17 protein-coding genes are annotated in these 18323 nt (G+C 74.2%); 6 read left to right on the top strand and 11 right to left on the bottom strand.

The features are described 5' to 3' along the window. Positions 1-84: 84 nt before the first annotated feature. The 6 genes from ACZ4FH_RS31555 to ACZ4FH_RS31580 all read right to left on the bottom strand — a co-directional run bounded on the left by ACZ4FH_RS31555 (position 85) and on the right by ACZ4FH_RS31580 (position 6290). Positions 85-1857, bottom strand: a complete 1773-nt coding sequence (locus ACZ4FH_RS31555; RefSeq protein WP_467309192.1) for an asparagine synthetase B family protein — start codon at positions 1855-1857, stop codon at positions 85-87. A 79-nt stretch (positions 1858-1936) separates the two neighbouring features. Continuing rightward, positions 1937-2449 carry a hypothetical protein gene (locus ACZ4FH_RS31560; protein WP_467309193.1) on the bottom strand — a complete coding sequence of 171 codons (513 nt, stop codon included), beginning with the start codon at positions 2447-2449 and terminating at the stop codon, positions 1937-1939. Positions 2450-2516: 67 nt separating this feature from the next. Continuing rightward, positions 2517-3389: a serine/threonine-protein kinase gene (locus ACZ4FH_RS31565; protein ID WP_467309194.1), complete on the bottom strand. Its 873-nt coding sequence runs from the start codon at positions 3387-3389 to the stop codon at positions 2517-2519. Then, on the bottom strand, positions 3386-4549 hold the full coding sequence (locus tag ACZ4FH_RS31570; protein WP_467309195.1) for a hypothetical protein: 1164 nt from the start codon (positions 4547-4549) through the stop codon (positions 3386-3388). Before ACZ4FH_RS31570 ends, ACZ4FH_RS31565 begins: the two co-directional genes overlap by 4 nt. Continuing rightward, complete coding sequence (locus ACZ4FH_RS31575) at positions 4546-5607, bottom strand: hypothetical protein (protein WP_467309196.1); 1062 nt, start codon at positions 5605-5607, stop codon at positions 4546-4548. Before ACZ4FH_RS31575 ends, ACZ4FH_RS31570 begins: the two co-directional genes overlap by 4 nt. Continuing rightward, a complete protein-coding gene (locus ACZ4FH_RS31580; protein WP_467309197.1) occupies positions 5604-6290 on the bottom strand; it encodes a cupin domain-containing protein in 687 nt (228 codons plus the stop codon). The genes ACZ4FH_RS31575 and ACZ4FH_RS31580 overlap by 4 nt, the downstream gene beginning before the upstream one ends. 266 nt (positions 6291-6556) lie before the next feature. On the opposite strand from ACZ4FH_RS31580, the gene ACZ4FH_RS31585 reads away from it, so the two are divergent. Further along, positions 6557-8830: a FlgD immunoglobulin-like domain containing protein gene (locus tag ACZ4FH_RS31585; protein WP_467309198.1), complete on the top strand. Its 2274-nt coding sequence runs from the start codon at positions 6557-6559 to the stop codon at positions 8828-8830. 179 nt (positions 8831-9009) lie between these two features. After that, positions 9010-10188 carry a serine hydrolase domain-containing protein gene (locus ACZ4FH_RS31590; RefSeq protein ID WP_467309199.1) on the top strand — a complete coding sequence of 393 codons (1179 nt, stop codon included), beginning with the start codon at positions 9010-9012 and terminating at the stop codon, positions 10186-10188. A 67-nt stretch (positions 10189-10255) separates the two neighbouring features. Here ACZ4FH_RS31590 and ACZ4FH_RS31595 read toward each other — a convergent pair whose 3' ends face one another. Further along, positions 10256-11146, bottom strand: a complete 891-nt coding sequence (locus ACZ4FH_RS31595; RefSeq protein ID WP_467309200.1) for an LLM class F420-dependent oxidoreductase — start codon at positions 11144-11146, stop codon at positions 10256-10258. Positions 11147-11268: 122 nt separating this feature from the next. On the opposite strand from ACZ4FH_RS31595, the gene ACZ4FH_RS31600 reads away from it, so the two are divergent. From ACZ4FH_RS31600 to ACZ4FH_RS31610, 3 genes are all read left to right on the top strand, one after another. After that, complete coding sequence (locus ACZ4FH_RS31600; RefSeq protein WP_467309201.1) at positions 11269-11856, top strand: DUF2975 domain-containing protein; 588 nt, start codon at positions 11269-11271, stop codon at positions 11854-11856. Then, positions 11856-12083 carry a helix-turn-helix domain-containing protein gene (locus ACZ4FH_RS31605; protein WP_467309202.1) on the top strand — a complete coding sequence of 76 codons (228 nt, stop codon included), beginning with the start codon at positions 11856-11858 and terminating at the stop codon, positions 12081-12083. The genes ACZ4FH_RS31600 and ACZ4FH_RS31605 overlap by 1 nt, the downstream gene beginning before the upstream one ends. 106 nt (positions 12084-12189) lie before the next feature. Then, positions 12190-12912 carry an esterase/lipase family protein gene (locus ACZ4FH_RS31610; RefSeq protein ID WP_467309203.1) on the top strand — a complete coding sequence of 241 codons (723 nt, stop codon included), beginning with the start codon at positions 12190-12192 and terminating at the stop codon, positions 12910-12912. A gap of 67 nt (positions 12913-12979) precedes the next feature. On the opposite strand, the gene ACZ4FH_RS31615 is transcribed toward ACZ4FH_RS31610, so the two are convergent. The 4 genes from ACZ4FH_RS31615 to ACZ4FH_RS31630 form a co-directional block, all read right to left on the bottom strand. Beyond that, entirely contained in the window at positions 12980-14002 is a 1023-nt protein-coding gene (locus ACZ4FH_RS31615; RefSeq protein WP_467309204.1) for an alpha/beta hydrolase, read from the bottom strand. Between the two features lie 73 nt (positions 14003-14075). After that, positions 14076-15707 carry a phosphodiester glycosidase family protein gene (locus ACZ4FH_RS31620; RefSeq protein ID WP_467309205.1) on the bottom strand — a complete coding sequence of 544 codons (1632 nt, stop codon included), beginning with the start codon at positions 15705-15707 and terminating at the stop codon, positions 14076-14078. A gap of 532 nt (positions 15708-16239) precedes the next feature. Next, positions 16240-16608, bottom strand: coding sequence for a MerR family transcriptional regulator (locus tag ACZ4FH_RS31625; RefSeq protein WP_467309206.1), 369 nt, complete (start codon positions 16606-16608; stop codon positions 16240-16242). A 67-nt stretch (positions 16609-16675) separates the two neighbouring features. Beyond that, positions 16676-17701, bottom strand: coding sequence for an MDR family NADP-dependent oxidoreductase (locus ACZ4FH_RS31630; protein ID WP_467309207.1), 1026 nt, complete (start codon positions 17699-17701; stop codon positions 16676-16678). Positions 17702-17885: 184 nt separating this feature from the next. Here ACZ4FH_RS31630 and ACZ4FH_RS31635 point away from each other — a divergent pair, with 184 nt between their 5' ends. Further along, positions 17886-18320: a VOC family protein gene (locus tag ACZ4FH_RS31635; protein WP_467309208.1), complete on the top strand. Its 435-nt coding sequence runs from the start codon at positions 17886-17888 to the stop codon at positions 18318-18320. Positions 18321-18323: the final 3 nt, after the last annotated feature.

Genomic DNA, 18323 nt, shown 5'->3' on the forward strand with positions numbered 1-18323 from the left:
GGGGGCCGGGTGGGCCGGCCTAACCCCTCCGGAGGGGGGGGGGGGCGCCGGGGGGGCCGGGCCCCCGCCACGGTGGTCCCCGCCCTACAACGCGTGGGAGCGCAGCCACAGTTCCAGCGTCAGCACCAGCCACAGCTTGCCGCCCTGGCGGGCCAGCAGCGTGCCCTCGCCCCGCATCCAGGTCCGCACCGTGTCCCGGCGGAACAACCCGCGCTCCGCCGCCCGCCGGCTCAGCAGCAGATCGTGCCCCAGCTCCCGCAGCGGCCCCGCCAGCCACTGCTGCACCGGGACCCGCATCCCGCTCTTCGGCCGGTCGACGACCGTCGCCGGCAGCAGATCGCGCACCGCCTCCTTGAGGATCCACTTCTCCGCCGCGCCCCGCAGCTTGAACTCCGGCGGAGTGGCGAAGGCATGGTCGATCACCCGGCGGTCGAAGAGCGGCGACCGCCCCTCGATCCCCTGCGACGCGGTGAGGCGTTCCACCTTGGTGAGGATGTGGTGCGCGCCCTTCGTCCGCAGATTGCAGTGCAGGAGCTGGTTGAGGAGATGGCCCATCCGGTACGGATCCCCGGCCCCGCCGCCCAGGTACGGCGCGACGAACCGCTGCGGGAGCGGGGCGTCCCGCAGCGCCTCCAGCGCGCCCGCCGTCAGCAGGTCCGGGAGATCCGTCCAGCACTTGCGGTACGAGCGCAGATAGGCCGTCGCCCGGTCCTCGTCCCAGGGGGCACCGGGCGTGCGGTGCATCTCCTGCACCAGCATCGGCAGGTTCTTCGGCCCGCCGAAGACCGGGTCGCCGCCCTCGCCGTTGAGGACGCAGGTCGCCCCGTCCGCCGCGACCGCCTCCGCGAGCAGCAGGTTCGGCACGGTCAGCGGATCGCCCACCGGACTGTCCAGCAGCGCCGCCGCGTCCGCGAGCCGGGACGCGACCGTCGTCCCCGACACGCTCAGCACCCGGTGACGCGTGCGGCAGTGCGCGGCCACGAGGCCCGAGTACCCCAGCTCGTTGGGGAGCCCGTCACCGAAGGCGATCGAGTACGTGCGCACGGGACGGTCGTGCAGCCGGGCCGCCAGCGCGGTCACCAGCGAACTGTCGATCCCGCCGGACAGCAGCACGGCCGCCGGTTCCGCGACCGGGAGCCGGTCCGCCGTCGCCCGTTCCAGCAGGGACCGGAGCGTACGCACGTACTCCGCCGGATCCTCCGGCACGGGCCGCACCACGCGCTCGTGCGGCTCCCAGTACACCGACCGCGTCACCGAGCCGTCCGCCGCCAGGCGCACCACACGTCCCGGCAGCACCTCCCGCACCCCCGTCAGCAGGGTCTCCTCGCCCGGCAGATAGGCGAAGGTGAGGAAGGAGCGGACCGCTGCGAGATTCATCGAGGTGCCCAGCGCCGGCCAGCGCCGCAGCGCCCGCAGCGAGGTCGAGGCCGCCCAGGAGCCGCCGGCGCGCGCGTAGAAGAGGGTGCGCGCACCCACCTGGTCGCGGATCAGGACCAGGCCCGCCCGCTCCGGCACGACCAGGACGAACATCCCCTCGGCGCGCGCCACACCCGCCTCACCCAGCCGCGACCAGCAGCGCAGCAGCACCTCCCCGTCCCGGCAGCCCTCGGGCACGACGGCCCCCGAGGCACGCAGCGCGGCCACCAGTTCGGCGCGGTTGTGCAGCGTCACCTCCCCGGCCGCCGTCACCCCGTCAGCCGTGAACGGGCCCTCGGCGCGCCCCGGTTCGTCCCGGAGCAGCCCCAGGGCGAACCCCTGCGCGCCCTCCACCGCCACCGAGTCGGCCCCGGTCATGGCCCCGATCTCCGTCCGGGCCCGCCCGGTCGTCGGGGAGAGGCAGACACAGAACCGTGTCACCGCCGCCCTCCTCCTTTTCGCTGTCGTGTGCGTCCTGCCGGTCACGGCACTCGTACGGGCACGGGGCGTGTCCGCGGGCTCAGCCGAAGTCGTCGTCGCTCCAGCTGTCCTCACCGTGGTCCCAGTCCGCGTCCCAGTCGTCGCCCCCGTCCCCTCCGTCCCCCGGGGACGAGGACTGGGCCCGCGCCTGCTGCCGCAGTTCCTCCTCTTCCTCCGGTGTCAGGCTCACGGGCGGCAACTGCGCGGCGGTGACGACGAGACCCGCCACCCCCAGCCCGGCCAGCAGGACCCCCATCCGGCCGCCGAAGGAGGTCCGGTTGACCGTCACGCGCTCCCCGCGCCCCCACACCGTGCGCCCGTAGCCGATGTCGCGGGCGAACGTCACGGTGCCGTCGGCGAGCGTCCGTTTGACGACGCGCCCGCCGAGCAGTTCATCGGTGCCGGAGCCGCCCCGGTCGTCGTGCCAGCGGACGAGCCGGCCGGTGCCGTCCGCGCGGCGGCGCCACTCCTCCCGGCCGTCCTCGTAGCGCCGGTGGACGCTGCCGTCGGCGAGCAGTTCGTCGGAGTAGCCGATCTCCTGGGGCCGGATCATCGTGGGCGTCCTCGGGTCTGTCGGAGGGGCGGGCCCGGACGGGCAACGGGCCGTCCGGGACGAGGTGTCAGGGGGCGGGCCAGGTGAGGAAGCCCGCGGTGCGCAGCCCGCGCAGGTCCGACCGCAGGGAGGACCGGGGCGGCCGTGGCCCCCGGGCGAGCTGGAGCACGGTGCGCACCAGACGCGGCGGGGGCACGGCCGCGACCTCGGCGAAGTGCCCCCGGTCCAGCCAGGCGCACTCGCGCGGGGTGAGCCCCGGGGGCCGGTCCCCGGCCCCGGCCGCGGGCGAGGGTCCCCGTCCGCCGGGCAGACGGAGCGCCGCCGCGTGCCGGGGGACCAGCCCCATCGAGACGACCCGGACCCCGGGCACGGGTCCGAGCGCCTCCCGGATCCGGGCGGGGAGCGCGATCCCGGCCGGGCTCGCGTCGTGCAGCACCTGCACCGCGGCCCCTTCCGCCCGCTCCAGGGCCGCGCGCAGATGCGGGGCGAGCGGCAGCGCGTGCCCGGCGGCGAGCACCGGGCAGGCCGCTTCCAGATGGACCTGGTTGGCCAGCAGCATCGCCGCGATCTCCGGGTCCTGGCAGACCAGGACGCGCGGCAGCCCGTACGCGTACAGATCGGGCTCCGGCGCGTCGGCCGGGTCCCTGGGCGGGCGGATCCCGGCCGGGGGCAGCAGCCCCGGCACGGACTCCGGGCCCCGGGCCTCCAGGGCGCGGGCGAAGGCGGCGGGGCGCAGCAGCGGGGCGGCGGTGCGCGGGACACGGCGGAGCAGCGACGAGGTGGGATCCAGGACCCGGCAGGTCTCGTAGTAGAGCTGCCGCTCGGTGAACCTCACCGTGCCGGGGCCGGACGCACGAGCGGCGGCACGCACGAGCGCCGCGCCGATCAGGCGGGCCCCGGGCCCGGCGGCCGGTGCGGAGGACGAGCGGTGCGGGATCATGCGCCGTCCGCCCCCTTCCTCCCCGGCGCGCGGACGGCGGACGGGCCCTCGGGCCAGGAGAGGAAGCCGTCCTCGCGGCCCGGCCCCGCACCGGGCGCCGCAGCCGTCGCGGCGTGTTCGACCGCCCGCGTCACCACGGACTCCAGGACGCGCGGCGGCACCGCCGCGACCGGGCTCCGGAACCCCTCGGCCAGCCATGCGGCGTCGCGCTCCGCCAGCCCTCCCAGGCCGCGCAGCACGGCCGGGTCGACGGTGTCGTCCCCGTGGAACAGCCGGACGGCGCCCGGTGCGGTCCTGGCGGCCGGAACGGGGAGCCCCGCGTCCACCACGACCCGTTCCGGTGCGGCGGCGCGCAGCAGCGGAGCCAGCAGCACCCCGGCCGGATCGGCGTCGTGCAGGACGACGACGGGAAGCCTGCCGCTGTACGCGCCGAGCACGTCGAGAGCGTCTTCGAGTACGGACCCGGCGTTCTCCGGGAACGGCTGCCGACCGGACGACCGCTTCTTCCTGCCCGTCTCCACGAGCACCGCGCCGAGCCGGTCCGGAATCCGGTTCACCGTCAGGAAGCGGGCCGCCACCCGGTCGGTGCACAGGATCACCGCCCGGGGCGCGGACCCCGTCCCGCCCGTCCGCGACCGCTTCCGATCGGGCGGGGCGTCGTCCACGACCCCCTTCGGCAGCCGGCCGTACGTGGTGGTCCAGGCACCCTCCATGAGCGCCCGGAAGGCGTCCTCGGACGGAACGATCCGGGACACGGCCGCCCGGGCCGGTCGGTGCCGCAGCGCCACCGCGGCGACGAGGACGGCGCATCCCGCCACCGTGGCCGCGACGGCGAGGGCACCGTCGGCGGGGGCCGTGCACACGAAGAGCGCGCCGGCCACCGGCAGCGCCACCAGGGCCCGCACCCAGCCCGGCACCCCCGAGGCCTCCCGCCCCGCCCACGCGTGGTTCTGCGTCCGGGCCAGGTACCAGAGCTGACCCAGCGTCACCGTGAGCCTGCCGTGGTCCGTGGCCCGGTCCACGACGGCCCGCACCCGGACGTCCGTCATACCCGGCCCGTGGACGGCCGGATCGAGCGCGAACCGCCTCCGGCAGTGCCCGCAGACGTTCCCGGTGCGCTCCCGGCGCGTGAGCGAGGCGGCGCAGTGCGGACAGATCATCGTGCCCCCGTCCCGTCCCCGGTCTCCTGGGCGGGCCAGGTCATGAAGCCGGTGGCCGCCGCGCGGCGGCGTTCCGGACCGGGCCCCGCGGCCCGCCCGGCCCGTCGGGCCGCGGTCTCCAGGAGGCGGGCCGGCGGCAGGGCGAGCAGCGGGATCCGCCAGCCCTTCCCCAGCCAGACCAGTTCCTCCTCGGTGAACCCGCCGAGCGAGGTCAGCCGCGCCAGCGCCGCCGGACCGGGCCGCGCACCGCGCTCGCGCAGCGGAACGGCCCGGCTGAGGGCCCTCGCGGTGCGCAGATCCGGCCCCGCGTCGATCACCGGCCGAGGAGCCAGGGCCTCGCGCACCGCGCGCACCAGGAGTTCGCCCGAGGCGTCCGCGTCCCGCAGCACGAGCACCGGACCGTCCGACGCCCGTGCCGCCAGCAGATCCGGACGGCCCGCCAGTGCGACACCGCACCGGTCGGGAAGCCCGTTGGCGGCCAGGAACGTCCTGATCCCCGGGTCGGTGCACAGCAGCACGCCCCCGGACCAGTCCTGCGCGGCGGCCCCGCCCGGCGCGGTGAACGCCGGGGGAGCGGAGTCGTCGGCCACTCCGGGCGGCAGCCCGCCGTACACCCGCCGCCAGGCCCCCAGCGCCTTCTTCCGGAACGCCGCCCGGTCCATCACCGGCCGCCCGCGCCCCACCCCCGCCCTCCGGGCCGCCGCACAACCGGCCCCGATCAGCAGCAGCACACCGGAGACCACGAGCATCGGAACCGCCCCCACGACCAGCCCCGGCACCCCGACGACCAGTCCGATCAGGACGAACGCCCCGCCGCGTCCCCGGGGGATCCGGGACTCCTTCAGCCGGCCGCGCGCGAGGGCGTACCACAACTGGTCCGGTGTCACCGTGACCGTGCCCTCCCGCGTGATCCTCGCGAGGATCCGTCGCACGCGCAGATCGCTGAGCCCGAGCGCGTTGGTCCTCGGATCCAGGGCGAACGCCCGGCCGCACGCGGAGCACGTGTGGCCCGGCCGCTCCTTGAACAGCAGGTTCCGGGCGCAGTGCGGACAGATCACCGGTGGCCCTCCAGTGCGGCCGCCAGCCCGCGCAGACGGGCCGCGACCCGTTCGCGCACGGTGACGGCCGCGATGCCGCGCTCGCGCTGGAGCCGTTCGATCTCCCGCAGCGCCGTGCCCATCGCCCGGAAGTCCACGGGGGCGGCGACCGCGAGCGGCCGGCCGGCGGGAGACTCCTCGGTGACGCGCCGTTCGGCCTCGGCCGCGGTGATCGCGTAGTCCTCGTGGTCGATCCCGTATCCGGTGTTGGCCGCGAGGATCGTCAGCGGACGTCGTCCCCGGTTCGCGAAGGAGTGCGGCATCAGCTCCGGGATCCGGATGAGCATGCCGGGCCGCAGCGGTACGTCGACGACGCGCCCGGCCCGTACGTCGGACAGCCCGCACGCCGCGTGGCCGAGGCTCAGCACGAAGTGCTCCCCGCCGTGGGCGTGCGGCGTGAAGGCGCTGCGCGGTCCCACGACGCCGAGCTTCACCGTCGCGTTGGAGGGCCGTACGGGAGAGGTCGCCGCGTCGCCCACCAGATAGCGGGCGAACTGTCCGTCGTCGATGAACCTCAGGAACTCCCGCTCGGGCCCCAGCACCCGCTCCCCGTCGCGGCGGGCCAGCGCGATCCGCCCGCCCGGCCCCAGGCGGTACACCTCGACGCCCTCCGGCAGTGCGTCCCGCACCTTTTCGGGCAGCACGGAAGAACGGCCCCCGTACGCTCCACCCGGCATCGCGCCTCCCCCGGTCGCACGCGCATCGTACGGCCCTGTGGGCGATCAACGGGAGCCCACGGAGCGACAGTTGAGGAAAGGGCAGATGGACGCGCGGTGAACCCCGGAGCCGTCAAGTCCCGTCGCGACACACGGAGTACGCACAATCCGGTCACAACTCCTGCACAGCTGGGTATCTTTGGCCGCGATCACCGCAACACGCACATGTGTGCGGTTACCAAGAGGGGGGTCAGGTGTCTCATCACCTGCGCACGACACACCGCACCCGGCGCACGCGCACCACGGCCACCGCCGCGGCCGTCGCCGCCGTGCTCGCCGCGGGCCTGACGACCGTACTGCCGGCCACGGCCCACGCCGCCGAGGCCGCCGAGGTCGCGATACCCGCGCCGGACGCCTACGGGGAGGCGTCCGTGAAGCTGCTGGCCACGGGAAGGAACGGCGTCCTGTACCGCGAGGGCGACGCCTACCTGTGGACGAACACCTACAACAGCGCCACCACCCGCGTCACCGACCTCGACGGCGTGGCGGAGGATGCGATCGTCGGCGGCCACGACGGGTACAACCGCGTCATGTACCTCCGCCCACGCGAGGACGGCGGCACCGACATCGTGAAGATCGGCGTCGAGGACCCCCGTAACTCAGGTGTCACGGTGGTCCCGGCGAACTACCTCAACCTGCGGATCGTCAGCGGCTGGCCGCTGGCCACCGTCGACCAGGGCGACGGCACGTACCAGCTGCGCGTCGTGCGCGGCGTCGGCTCCCCGTATCCGGACCCGGTCGTGCAACTGCCCGCCGGCGCCACCACGGGCGCCGTGCCCGACGTGGTCAGCGGCTGGGACAACCAGCTCCTGATCCGCTACCGCAAGGCCGACGGCACACCCGGCCACGGCATCCTCACCGCGTACAACGGCACGGTCGCCCCGCTGCCCGTCGAGGCCGACGCCACCAACGTGCGGATCACCCAGACCACCATCAGCTGGTACTCCCGCTCGGGCGAGCCGGGCGTGCGCATCATGCAGCGCGGCAGCAGCGCCGCGCCCCGGATCTTCCCGCTGCCGACGCGGTCGCCCGACAGCGAGGTCACGACGTACGTGGTGCGGGAGAGCGTCGCCTGGCGCGAGGGCGACGGACCGCTGTGGTTCAGCCCCCTCGACGGATCCGCCGCCCTGAGCACGCCGCTGGACGACATCGAGCAGATCTTCCAGGGCGCCGAGGAGTCCACCCTGTTCGCGCTCGGCAGGAAGCCGGACGGCGACCGGGCGGTGCGCCTGCTCAGCTGGACCAGCGCGGGAGGCGTCTTCGCGCTGCCCCTGCACGAGGTGCCCAAGGTCAAGACCGCCGACGGCTCGATCGAGGCACTGGGCCTCGACCGGGGACGCCTGCGCTACGTGAACGCCCTCCAGGGCACCCGTACGCTCCACGGCAGGAACATCGGCACCGGACTCGACCCCGTCGAGGGCGAACCGCTGCCCGAGTTCCCGGGCCTGGCCGCGGGCCGCTTCGCCGACGGCAACGACGAGGGATTCGCCCGCCTCGTGGCCGATCCCGACAGCGGAGCCGACGTCCTCGTGACCGGCGACGACCCGGAGCACCCGGCGGACCGCTTCACCCTGCCCGGCACGGACGGCCGCATCGTCGACACGGCACCCGACTTCGTCCTGTACGAGGCGGCCGGCCGGCAGTACGTCGTCGACACCGTCCGCGACCTCATCGTCCGCGAACAGCCGGCCATGGCCTCGGTGCTCGACCAGAAGCGGCTGGTCAAGGCGGCGCCGAACAAGCCGGGCACGGTGAACACCATCAACCTGCTCACCGGCACCGTCACCCGCACCACCGCGCTGGGAACGGCCTGCGTCCCCGACGAACTCCAGCTCAGCGGAACCCTGTTGTACTGGGCGTGCGGTGCGGGGAACGCCGCGGGCGTCAAGGATCTGGCGACCGGGCGGACGTACGACGCCCCGGCCTCCGGCGTCCTGCTCGGTGACCACTTCCTGGCCCGGCGCGAGGCAGGCACCGGGATCCGCCTCACCGCGCTCCTGGCCGACGGCACCACCTCCGACCTGGGCACCGTGACGGACGTCAAGGAGCCCGCGAGCGGTGACGGACGCGGCACCACCTGGACCCTCGACGAGGCCGCGGGCAAGCTCGTCACGGTCGGCGCCGACGACACCGTGCACATCACCGCGCCGCAGCAGAAGGTCTCCGCCCTGCGCGTCGCGCGCACCGAGGCCCCGCCCGCCTGGACCGGCGAATGGTCCGCCGCCTGGTGGCTCTCCAAGCCGGCCGCCTCCTGGCGTCTCACGCTCACCCAGCAGTCGACCGGGACGGTCGTGCGCACCTGGACCGGGGAGCACACCCCCGGCACGGTCCGGGTCACCTGGGACGGGACCACGGACGCCGGGACGGCCGCGCCGTCCGGCAACTACACCTGGAAGCTGACCGCCACCCCGGCGGACGGCACGGGCGCGGACGTGAAGGCCTCCGGAACGGTCCGCAACAGCGGCTGACGCAAGGGTTCCCGGGTCCGGGGAGGGCGCAGCCGCCGCGCTCCCGCCCTCCCCGGACCGGCACGGGCGGCCGTCCTCCGCCCGGCCCCTCGGCCGGATGGAGCACGGTCCCGCGCCACCGGCCGGACCCGGGGCGAAGCTGGACGCCCCACCGCGTCCACGCCCCCAGGAGTCCGCCCGTGCCGCCCACCGTCCCACCCCGCGTCCGCCGTCCCCTGATCGCTCTGCTGGCCGCCGCCTGCCTGACCGGTCCGCTGCTCGCCCCGGCCGCCGCCGCCGCCGACACGGACCACGGCCGCCCCGACGCACTGGACCGCGGGCTGCGCGAGCTGACCACGGCACCCGGCGGCCCGCCCGGAGCCATCGCCGTCCTGCGACGGGGAACCCGCACCGAGGTGCACCGGGCCGGCGTGGCCAGGACCGGCAGCGGCCGCCCGGTCCGGGTCACCGACCACATGCGGATCGCCAGCACCGCGAAGGCCTACAGCGGCGCCGTCGCCCTCGGCCTCGTCGACCGGGGGAGCCTGCGCCTCGACGACACCGTCGGCCGCGTCCTTCCCCGGCTCCCGCGCGCCTGGCACCGGGTCACCCTGCGCCAGCTCCTCCAGCACACCAGCGGACTCCCGGACTACTCGCAGGACGAGGAGTTCCTCGCACTGGTCACCGAGGACCCGCGCCGCCGCTTCGACTCCCGACGGCTCCTCGACTACGTCGCCGGCCGGCCGCTGCTCTTCCGGCCGGGCTCCCGGTACGCGTACTCCAACTCGGACAACATCGCCGTCGCACTCATGGCGGAGGCGGCGACGGGCCGCCGCTACGAGGACCTGCTGGCCCGTCTCGTGTACCGCCCGCTCGGCCTGCGCGACACCACCCTGCCGCAGGGCTACCGGATGCCGGTCCCCTTCATGCACGGCTACGACGTCGGCGCCCCGCCGGCCCGTCCCGAGGACGTCAGCGAGGTGCTCGGCGCGTCCGGGGTCTGGGCCTCGGGCGGCATCGTCTCGACCCCCGAGGACATGACGGCCTTCGTCCGGGGCTACGCGGGCGGCACCCTGCTCTCGGCCCGGACCCGCCGTGACCAGCGCACCTGGGTGGACGGCGCCTCCGAGCCCGCGGGCCCCGGCACCAACCGCGCCGGGCTGGCCCTCTTCCGCTACGCCACCCGCTGCGGTGTCGTGTACGGCCACACGGGCAACTTCCCCGGCTACACCCAGCTGATCGCCGCCACCCCCGACGGCGAACGGTCCCTGACGCTCTCCCTCACCACCCAGGTCAACAAGACGAACAAACCCGCCCTGCTCAAGCGGCTGCGGGCCGTCGAGGAGGACTTCGTCTGCGCGCTGCTGCGCACGCCGTAGACCGCACCCGTACGCGGGCGGGCCGGGGTGTTCCCCCCGGCCCGCCCGCCGCCGCTTCCCGGCCGTCCTAGAGTTCGTCGCCGAAGGCCTCGGCCAGCTCGCGCCAGGCGGCGCGCGGCAGCGCGGAGCCGTCGTCCCCGGCCGTGTACACCTGGAGCGCCACATGGTCGGCGCCCGCCGCGAGGTACTCCCCGGCGCGCTCCTTCACCCGGCCGGCGTCGCCCAGTGCGAACAGGGCGTCCAGCAGTCGCGCGCTGCCCCCGCCGCCGAAGTCGTCCTCGGTGAACCCCAGGCGCAGCAAGTTGTCGGTGTAGTTGGGGAGTTGGAGATAGCGGCTCAGTACGCCACGCGCGGTCGTGCGGGCCAGGTCCAGGTCGGTGCCGAGCACGACGGTCAGCTCGGGGGCCAGCAGCGCGCCGGGGCCGAGCGCCGTGCGGGCCTCCGCCGTGTGCTCGGCGGTCACCAGATACGGATGCGCGCCGAGCGCCCGCTCGGCGGCCAGCTTCAGCATCCGGGGACCGAGCGCCGCCAGCACGCGCCGGCCGGGTCCGACGGGCTCGGCGGCCGCGTCCAGTTCGTCGAGGTACGCCACCATCGCGCTGTACGGCTTCGCGTACCGCGGCACCAGAGGGCCGTGGCTGACCCCGAGGCCGAGCACGAACCGCTCGCGGTCGGCCGGGTCCAGTGCGGCGATCCGTGCCGCGACCTGGGCCGCGTCGTGGTTCCAGATGCTCAGGATCCCGGTGGCCACGGTGATCCTGCGCGTCGCGGTCACGATCGCGGCCGCGTCCTCGGGGGAGGGGCTGCTGCCGAGCCACAGGGTTCCGTAGCCCAACTCCTCCAGCTCGGCCAGGGCTTCGGTGATCGCCGCCCGTCCCGCGTCGTCGGTCCGCGACGGATGCAGGGCGCCGCTCCAGATGCCGATCCGTCCGAAGTCCTTGTGCGTCTCAGAAGTCATGCTGGCGTCAACAGCGCCCGGCCGCCGCTATTCCCGCCGCGGTCCACCCTCACGTGACTTGTCGAATATCGATAGGTACGACTAGTCTCCGACATATCGAAAAACGATAAGGATGGGGCGCGGTGAACACGCGACTGACAAGGACCCTGGGCTCGTTGACCGCCGTGCTGGCGGTGCTCTTCGGGCTCGCCTTCCTCGGCACGGCCGCCACGCACATGCTGGACGACGGCGCGGTCTGCGTGGAGACGGACTTCTGGCACAACGCCCGGCTGGCCTCCGACCACACCCCGGGCGGTCCGGGCGTCACGGCGACCAGCAGCACGACCCGCCTCTGCCAGGAGGACCCGTCCACCGCCCAGCGCGCCGCCGACCTCGGCGGCGAACTGCCGTGGCTGCTCTTCGCCGCCGTCGCCCTGCTCCTCTTCTCCCGCATGATGAAGGCGGTCGTCGAACAGGGGCCGTTCACCCGGGCCGTGGCGCGCCGGCTCTCCGTCCTCGGCTGGTCCGTGGCCGCCGGAACCCCGCTCGCCGGGCTCGTGGTCGGCTGGTCGCAGTCCTGGCTCGCCGGGAGCATGGACCCCGTCGTGGGGTCCGGACCGGAGGTCGTGGGCGCGCAGGAGTTCATCCTGGCCGGTCTGGCCGCGGTCGTGATGGGTAAGATCATGACCGAGGGCGTACGGATGCGAGAGGACCTCGAAGGGACCATCTGATGGCCGAGGAGGAGCACCACGCCATCCGGATCCATCTCGACCGGATCCTCGCCGAGCGCGGCATGACCCTCACCCAGCTCTCCGCTCTCGTGGGGATCACCGTGGTCAACCTCTCCGTCCTGAAGAACGGACGGGCCAAGGCCATCCGCTTCTCCACCCTGTCGAGGATCTGCGAGGTCCTGGACTGCCAGCCGGGCGAGCTGATCACCCACGACCCGCCCCGGTGACTCCTCGGCCGAAGGCCGGTGATTTCACCGATGGCGGCGGCGCCGGGCGCCCCGACTCTGGACCGGGCGGACATCCGTCCGCACCCATCCCCGTCAGGAGTCCCCCATGCGTCGTCGTTCACCACGCCGGCTTCTCGGCGCCCTCGCCGCCGTCACGGTCGCGTTCACCCTGTTCTCCTCGGCCTCCGCGGCCGGCGCGGCCCCCGCCACAGCGACCGCGTCCGCCGTGCAGCCGCTGTCGACCAGCACGCCGGTCGTGTTCGTGCACGGCTACACCGGCAGCGCGTCGAACTGGGTGACCGCCATGAGCGTCTTCCGCCTCAACGGCTGGTCCAGCTCCAACCTCTTCGCGTACGAGTACGACTCCTACGGCAACAACATCACCAATGCCCAGGGCCTGGCCGCCTTCGTGAACAACGTGAAGGCGCGCACCGGGGCGAACAAGGTCGCGATCGTCAACCACTCGATGGGCGGCCTGGTCAGCCAGTACTACTTGAAGGTCCTCGGCGGCAACACCAGCGTCAGCCACCTCGCCTCCATCGCGGGCGCCAACCACGGAACCACGTACGCAGGCGCCTGCCTGATCTACACGACGTGCCAGCAGATGTACCCCGGCTCCTCGTTCATCTCCCAGATCACCTCGGGTGACGAGACGCCCGGCGACACCAAGTACGCCACCTGGTACTCGGCGTGCGACGGCATCATCCTCCCGTACACCAGCACCAAGCTCAGCGGCGCGACGAACAACAACGTGCTCTGCCAGACCCACATCGGCTATCTGGCCGACACCGTGGTCCTCGGCCAGATCGCGCGATTCGTCGCCTCCTGACCCCGCACCTCCCCGCGCACACGTCCGGTCCCCGGCATCACCCGATGCCGGGGACCGGACGTCCGCGTCAGCGGTCGGCGCGCAGGGCGTGGAGCAGCATCGGCAGCGAGGCGTGCAGCTCGCGCTGCCAGTACTTCCATCCGTGGGTGCCCGGACCGTAGAAGTGGGTGGTCAGCCGCTTGGCGCCGAGACGGTGGAGCTCGTCCGCCAGGGCCTGGTTCTGCCGGTTGAAGTCCGTCTCCAGAGCGTTGGTGCTGCCCGGGGGGTCGAACGGACCGGCGCTGCCGTCACCGCACGACAGATAGACGGGCAGCGTCGTGAGCCGCCGCGCCAGGTGGTACGGGTCGTGGGCCTCCCACACGTCGCGCTGCGCCACCGGGTCGCCCCACACCCTCAGCGGGTCGTTGCCCTGTCCGGCGAAGAAGCCCATGATGCGGCCGACCGACTCGTCGTCGAGCAGCGGATGCACCGAACCGGAGTACGCCGCGGCCGCCTTGAACATGCCCGGGTGCCGGGCCGCGTACAGCAGGGCCCCCTGACCACCCATGGACAGCCCCGCGACCACCCGGTTGGTGCTCGCGCCCCAGCCGTGCTCCAGCAGGGAACGCAGTTCCTCGGTGTGGAAGGTCTCCCAGGCCGGATCGGCGCCCTCGCCGTAGTTCCACCAGTCGCTGTACCAGCCGTTCCAGCCGGCCTCCGGCATCACCACCAGGACGTTGCGCAGACTCTCCGTCCGGGCCACGTCCGTCTGCGCCGTCCACGAGGTGTAGTCACCGCAGCAGCCGTGCAGGAGCCACAGCGTCGGCCAGCGCCGGCTCCGCTCGCCGGGCGCCCAGCCGTCGGGCGTCAGCAGCCGCACCGTGACCGTCCGCCCGCCGAGCGCCGCCGAACGGACCGAGAGGTCGACCTGCCGGTCGGCGACCCGGGTGACCCCGACGACCTCGGCACCCCGGGAGGGACCGGCCCCCGTCCCGGAGCCGGGCGGAGCGGCCGAGGCACGGGCCGTCAGCGGCGGCGCCGACACCAGCGTCAGCAGCAGTGCGGCCACGACGAGCACGAGACGTGCTCTGCGGACGGGGATCGCGGTCATCGTCGTCTCCTGGTGGTGGGAAGGTCGCGGCCGTCGGCCGGGACCGTGCGGCTTCGGCCGGGCCCGGTTCACGTCACCGCGGGGCGGTTTCCCGCCGGGCCGGGAGGATCAGCAGGGCGTCACCCACGGGCCGTTCACCGGCGGCGTCGGACGGGTCGTTGAGCACCTCGCCGCCGGCGACCAGGGTGGTGGACCCGCCGCCGTCGAGATTGATCGCGTCACGGAGTCCGAGGGAGCGCGCGACGGCCGCCGCCTCGGGGATGCTGAGCCCGAGCGCGTCCGTGTCGCGCCCGTCGGCGGTGACCAGGACGGTCCGGCCGGCCGCGTCCACCCCGGCGAGGGTGCGAGGGTTCCGCTTGTGCACCCAGCCGTAGTAGAAGCTCGGGTTGTCCGGCTGCACCATGCCGTCGGCCGCCGCCGTGATGTGCGTACGGCCGTCGCGGACCAGTTCGGGACCCCCGTTGACGATGCTGGTCGCGGGGGAGGGGGTGATCCGGTGGCCCTTGTCGTCGCGCAGTGCGGTCTCGACGCGCAGCGGCCGGCCGGTCCGGGCCAGGGCCGCCAGGGCGGCGACCCGGTCGCCGGTCGCCTGGACGGAGGAGCCGCCGGCGGGCAGCGTCCCGCCGCGCGGTGAGCGCAGCTCCACGACCCGGCCGCGGGCGTCTCGGACGGCCTCCAGCCCTTCGCCGGCGGGGGTCCGCTGCCCGTACTCCGGGGTGAAGGCGACGAGTTCGTCGTCGTCCGTGCAGGTCACGTCGTGCAGGGGGAGCGAGGTGGGGCTGTCGTCCGCCGTGCCGCCGCAGTTCCTGATGAGCCCCGGGACGCGGTCGATGCCGTCCAGGGCCAGCGAGGTGCCCCGCGCGGTGACGCGGCCCGTCCAGGTGAACCGTGCGACGCCGGTGGCGCGGGCGTCGTCCCGGAGGACCAGAGCGGGCCGCCCGCTCACCGGCTCACTGAGCAGCCGCCCGCCGTACACCCCGGCCCCGGCCGGGTCACCGGGCGCGCCCGCCTTCGGATCCAGGACGAAGAACCCGGCGTTGACCGCCGCGGTCGCGCCCGAGGCGGTCGCCAGGGCGCTGGTCGTCTCCCGGTTCTCCAGATCGGGTCCGTAGGACGCGGTGAGACCGCCCCGGAACCGCCGGGGATCGATGGTCAGCACATCGACGCGCCAGGGCCCGCGGTCCGTGGCCTCGCCGTCCCAGCCGGTGTAGAGGGCGGACCCGGTGAACCCGGCCTTCCTCAGCGCGGCCAGCCCGGCCGCCGCCGCGGCCTGGGAGTCGTACGAGCCGACCCGGACCCGCCAGCCGAGCGAACCGCCGGCGAAGTCCGCGACGGCCGGGGTCCGTACGTCCTCCACGCGGGCGTCGAAGCCGTGGGCGCGGACACCGGCCGCCAGTTCGTCGGCGCTGGCCCGGTCCTTCAGCGCGGACGGCGGTGCGTCCGGATCGGGCGAGGTCGCCCCGCCCGGGATGGACAGCTCGACCGTCCACGCGAGCGCGGCGGCATCGGCGCCCCGCACGATCCGGGTGAGCGTGACGCCCGGCTGAAGGGTCCGTGTCGTACGCGTCTCGGTCAGCCCGGGAGCACCGAGCGGCAGACCGGCCGAGGGGGCCGTACGGGACGCGGAGGCGGCGGGGGACGGCGAGGCCCCCACCACGGCCAACAGGGCGAGCGTCGTGGCCGCGCCGAGAACCTTGCTGTTCATATGTCTCCCCGGGGAAAGATCGGCTCAGTAAAGGTCGCTGCGAAAGTGACCATGAGTCAAGACGTGTGCACGTCAAGCTTGATCGTGGGCGGGCGGCCGATCCACAGGGGCCCGGAGGCACCGTGTGGATCTTGGCCGCTCCGGCCAGTGCAGCAGCGCGGGGACAACCGGGCGGGAAGGCGCGATGAACCGGCGGGGAACTCGGGGGTCGGGGGGATGGGGGCGCGGGCCGGTGGGCGCTGAGGGGCGGTGGTCTGTTGGATTCGTTGGGTCGGTTGGGGCCGCCGGGTCCGCAAGGCCCGCCGTGATCGTCGGCTCCGCCATGGATGCCGCGTCCGCCGGGTCTGTTAGGCGTGCCGAGTCCGCCTGGTTCGCAAGGACTGCCTGGTTCGCAAGGCCCGCCGTGTCCGCCAGCTCCGCCAGGCGTGCCGGCTCCGCAAGGCGCGCCGACCCGCCGCGCCCGCCGGGCCGACCCGCACGCTGCGGGGCCTCCACCCCGCCGGGAGGAGCCCCCACCGCGCCCGGCCGAGCATCAGCGCCCGGCGGCTCGTCGCGCCAGGTTCTCGCGGAGTGCGACGAGGCGGCCGATCTCGGAGTCGAGGGCTGCGAGCCTGCGGCCGACGACGCCGGAGGGTGCGCCTCCGGCCCCGGCGGACCCGCACTTGGGCGAGGCGTCCTCGGTCACGAGGTGCAGACGGTCGGCGCAGCCGCGCAGATCCTCGACCGTGAGCCCCAGGCCGAGCAGATCACGGATCACCCGGACCCGCGCCACCTCGTCGGGTCCGTACTCCCGCTGGCCGGACGCCGTCCGCTCGGGAGGGGGCAGCAGCCCCCGCTGCTCGTAGAACCGCAGGGCCCTGGCCGTCGTTCCGGCCGCAGCCGCCGCCTCACCGATCCGCACCGCTCTCACTCCCGTTCCCGTGACCCGGCGTCCACGTCCACCGCCACCGGATCCGGGTCGGGTCGGGTCACAACTCCACGACCACGGAACCGAAATGGCGGCCCTCGATCAGTTCCTGCAACGCCGCGGGAGCGCGATCGATGCCCGGAATCCGGGTGTGCACGAAGGTGATCCGCCCGGAGCGCAGCCAGTCGCCGAAACGGCCGACCCACTCCTTCTCGACATCGGGGTGGTCCAGGCCGGCGTACCCGCGCAGCGAGATCCCCTTCACGACCAGACGGTAGGCGTCCACCTCCACCGGCGCGCTGCCCCCGCCCCGTCGTGCGGACAACTGCCCCGACAAGGCCCCCACCAGCGCGAACCGGGCCCCCTGCCGCGCCGCGCCGATCGCCGCGACCAACTGCTCGCCCGCCACCGTGTCGACCAGCACATCGATCCCGTCCGGCGCCGCGACGGCCAACTGGTCCGCGATCGGACCGGCTCCGCGCACCACCACCGCGTCGTACCCCAGCTCGGACACGAGCCGTTCCGCCTTCCGCGCGGAGCCCGTACTCCCGATCACCCTCCCGGCGCCCAGCAGCCTGGCCGTCTGCCCCGCCAACGACCCCACCGCCCCGGCGGCCCCCGTCACGAAGACCACATCGCCCTCACGCACGCCCGCCAGCCGCGTCAACGCGCCGTATCCCGAGGATCCCTGAGCCAGAAGTGCCACGGGGTCCGGCAACTCCTCACCCACCACCGCGCATTCACCGGCCGGCAGTACCGCGTACTCCCGCCATCCACGCAGATGCGTCACCAGGTCGCCGACCTTCACCCCAGCACCCTCCGGCGCCGCCACCACCTCCCCGACCGCCGGCCCGAACAGTGTGTCGCCCTCCCGCAGCGGCGGCAGCGGCACCCCGTCGTGCTCGTCGCCCATCAGGGTCCGCAGCCCCGGGAACACCAGGAAGAACCGGTTCCTGACCACCACCTGACCGTCCCCGACCGCCCCCAACGGCGCTTCCACCACCCGGAAGTCCGCCGCCTTCGGCAACCCCTCCGGCGACGAGACGAGCCGGACTTCCCGCGTGACGCGCGGCAGCGATGTACCCATGGACAACTCCTGACCGAAACCCGGCCGACGGCACCACCGCCACCGGCCACGAGGTGCGGCGACGCTAACCCCTGACCCGCGCGTCAGGGTCAAGAGCGGTGCGGCGCCCGGCCGGAGGGCGTGTGGAGCCGGGCCGGTGTCCCTGTCGCGGGGCCTCGTGAACGCGCCCGACTATGGTGGTCCAATGGCGACGATCAAGAAAGTCCAAATCACCTTCGACTGCGCGGAGCCCCAGCGCGTGGCCCGATTCTGGTGCGAGGTGCTCGGGTACGTCGTTCCGTCGCCCCCGGACGGCCACGCGAGTTGGGACGCGTACGAGAGCACGCTGCCGCCGGAGCGCCGGGACGCCGGTTTCGTGTGCATGGATCCGACGGGGGTCGGGCCGCGGATGTACTTCCAGCGGGTGCCCGAGGGCAAGGTGGTCAAGAACCGGGTGCATCTGGACGTCCGCGTGGGCACCGGTCTGGTGGGGGCGGAACGGGTGGCGGTGCTCGAAGCGGAATGCGCACGCCTGACGGAGCTGGGCGCGAAGCGCCTGTATCTGATGGAGGCGGACGAGGAGAACGAGTCGTGCCTCGTGATGCAGGACATCGAGGGCAACGAGTTCTGCCTCGACTGAGGG

Source organism: Streptomyces sp. NPDC024555, from assembly GCF_055559335.1.

Bases quoted from the DNA above. Each gene is read 5' to 3' on its own strand.
- ACZ4FH_RS31615 (WP_467309204.1), bottom strand. From the start codon at position 14,002: ATGACCGCGATCCCCGTCCGCAGAGCACGTCTCGTGCTCGTCGTGGCC.
- ACZ4FH_RS31620 (WP_467309205.1), bottom strand. From the start codon at position 15,707: ATGAACAGCAAGGTTCTCGGCGCGGCCACGACGCTCGCCCTGTTGGCC.
- ACZ4FH_RS31610 (WP_467309203.1), top strand. From the start codon at position 12,190: ATGCGTCGTCGTTCACCACGCCGGCTTCTCGGCGCCCTCGCCGCCGTC.
- ACZ4FH_RS31560 (WP_467309193.1), bottom strand. From the start codon at position 2,449: ATGATCCGGCCCCAGGAGATCGGCTACTCCGACGAACTGCTCGCCGAC.
- ACZ4FH_RS31570 (WP_467309195.1), bottom strand. From the start codon at position 4,549: ATGATCTGTCCGCACTGCGCCGCCTCGCTCACGCGCCGGGAGCGCACC.
- ACZ4FH_RS31630 (WP_467309207.1), bottom strand. From the start codon at position 17,701: ATGGGTACATCGCTGCCGCGCGTCACGCGGGAAGTCCGGCTCGTCTCG.
- ACZ4FH_RS31605 (WP_467309202.1), top strand. From the start codon at position 11,856: ATGGCCGAGGAGGAGCACCACGCCATCCGGATCCATCTCGACCGGATC.
- ACZ4FH_RS31595 (WP_467309200.1), bottom strand. From the start codon at position 11,146: ATGACTTCTGAGACGCACAAGGACTTCGGACGGATCGGCATCTGGAGC.
- ACZ4FH_RS31635 (WP_467309208.1), top strand. From the start codon at position 17,886: ATGGCGACGATCAAGAAAGTCCAAATCACCTTCGACTGCGCGGAGCCC.
- ACZ4FH_RS31565 (WP_467309194.1), bottom strand. From the start codon at position 3,389: ATGATCCCGCACCGCTCGTCCTCCGCACCGGCCGCCGGGCCCGGGGCC.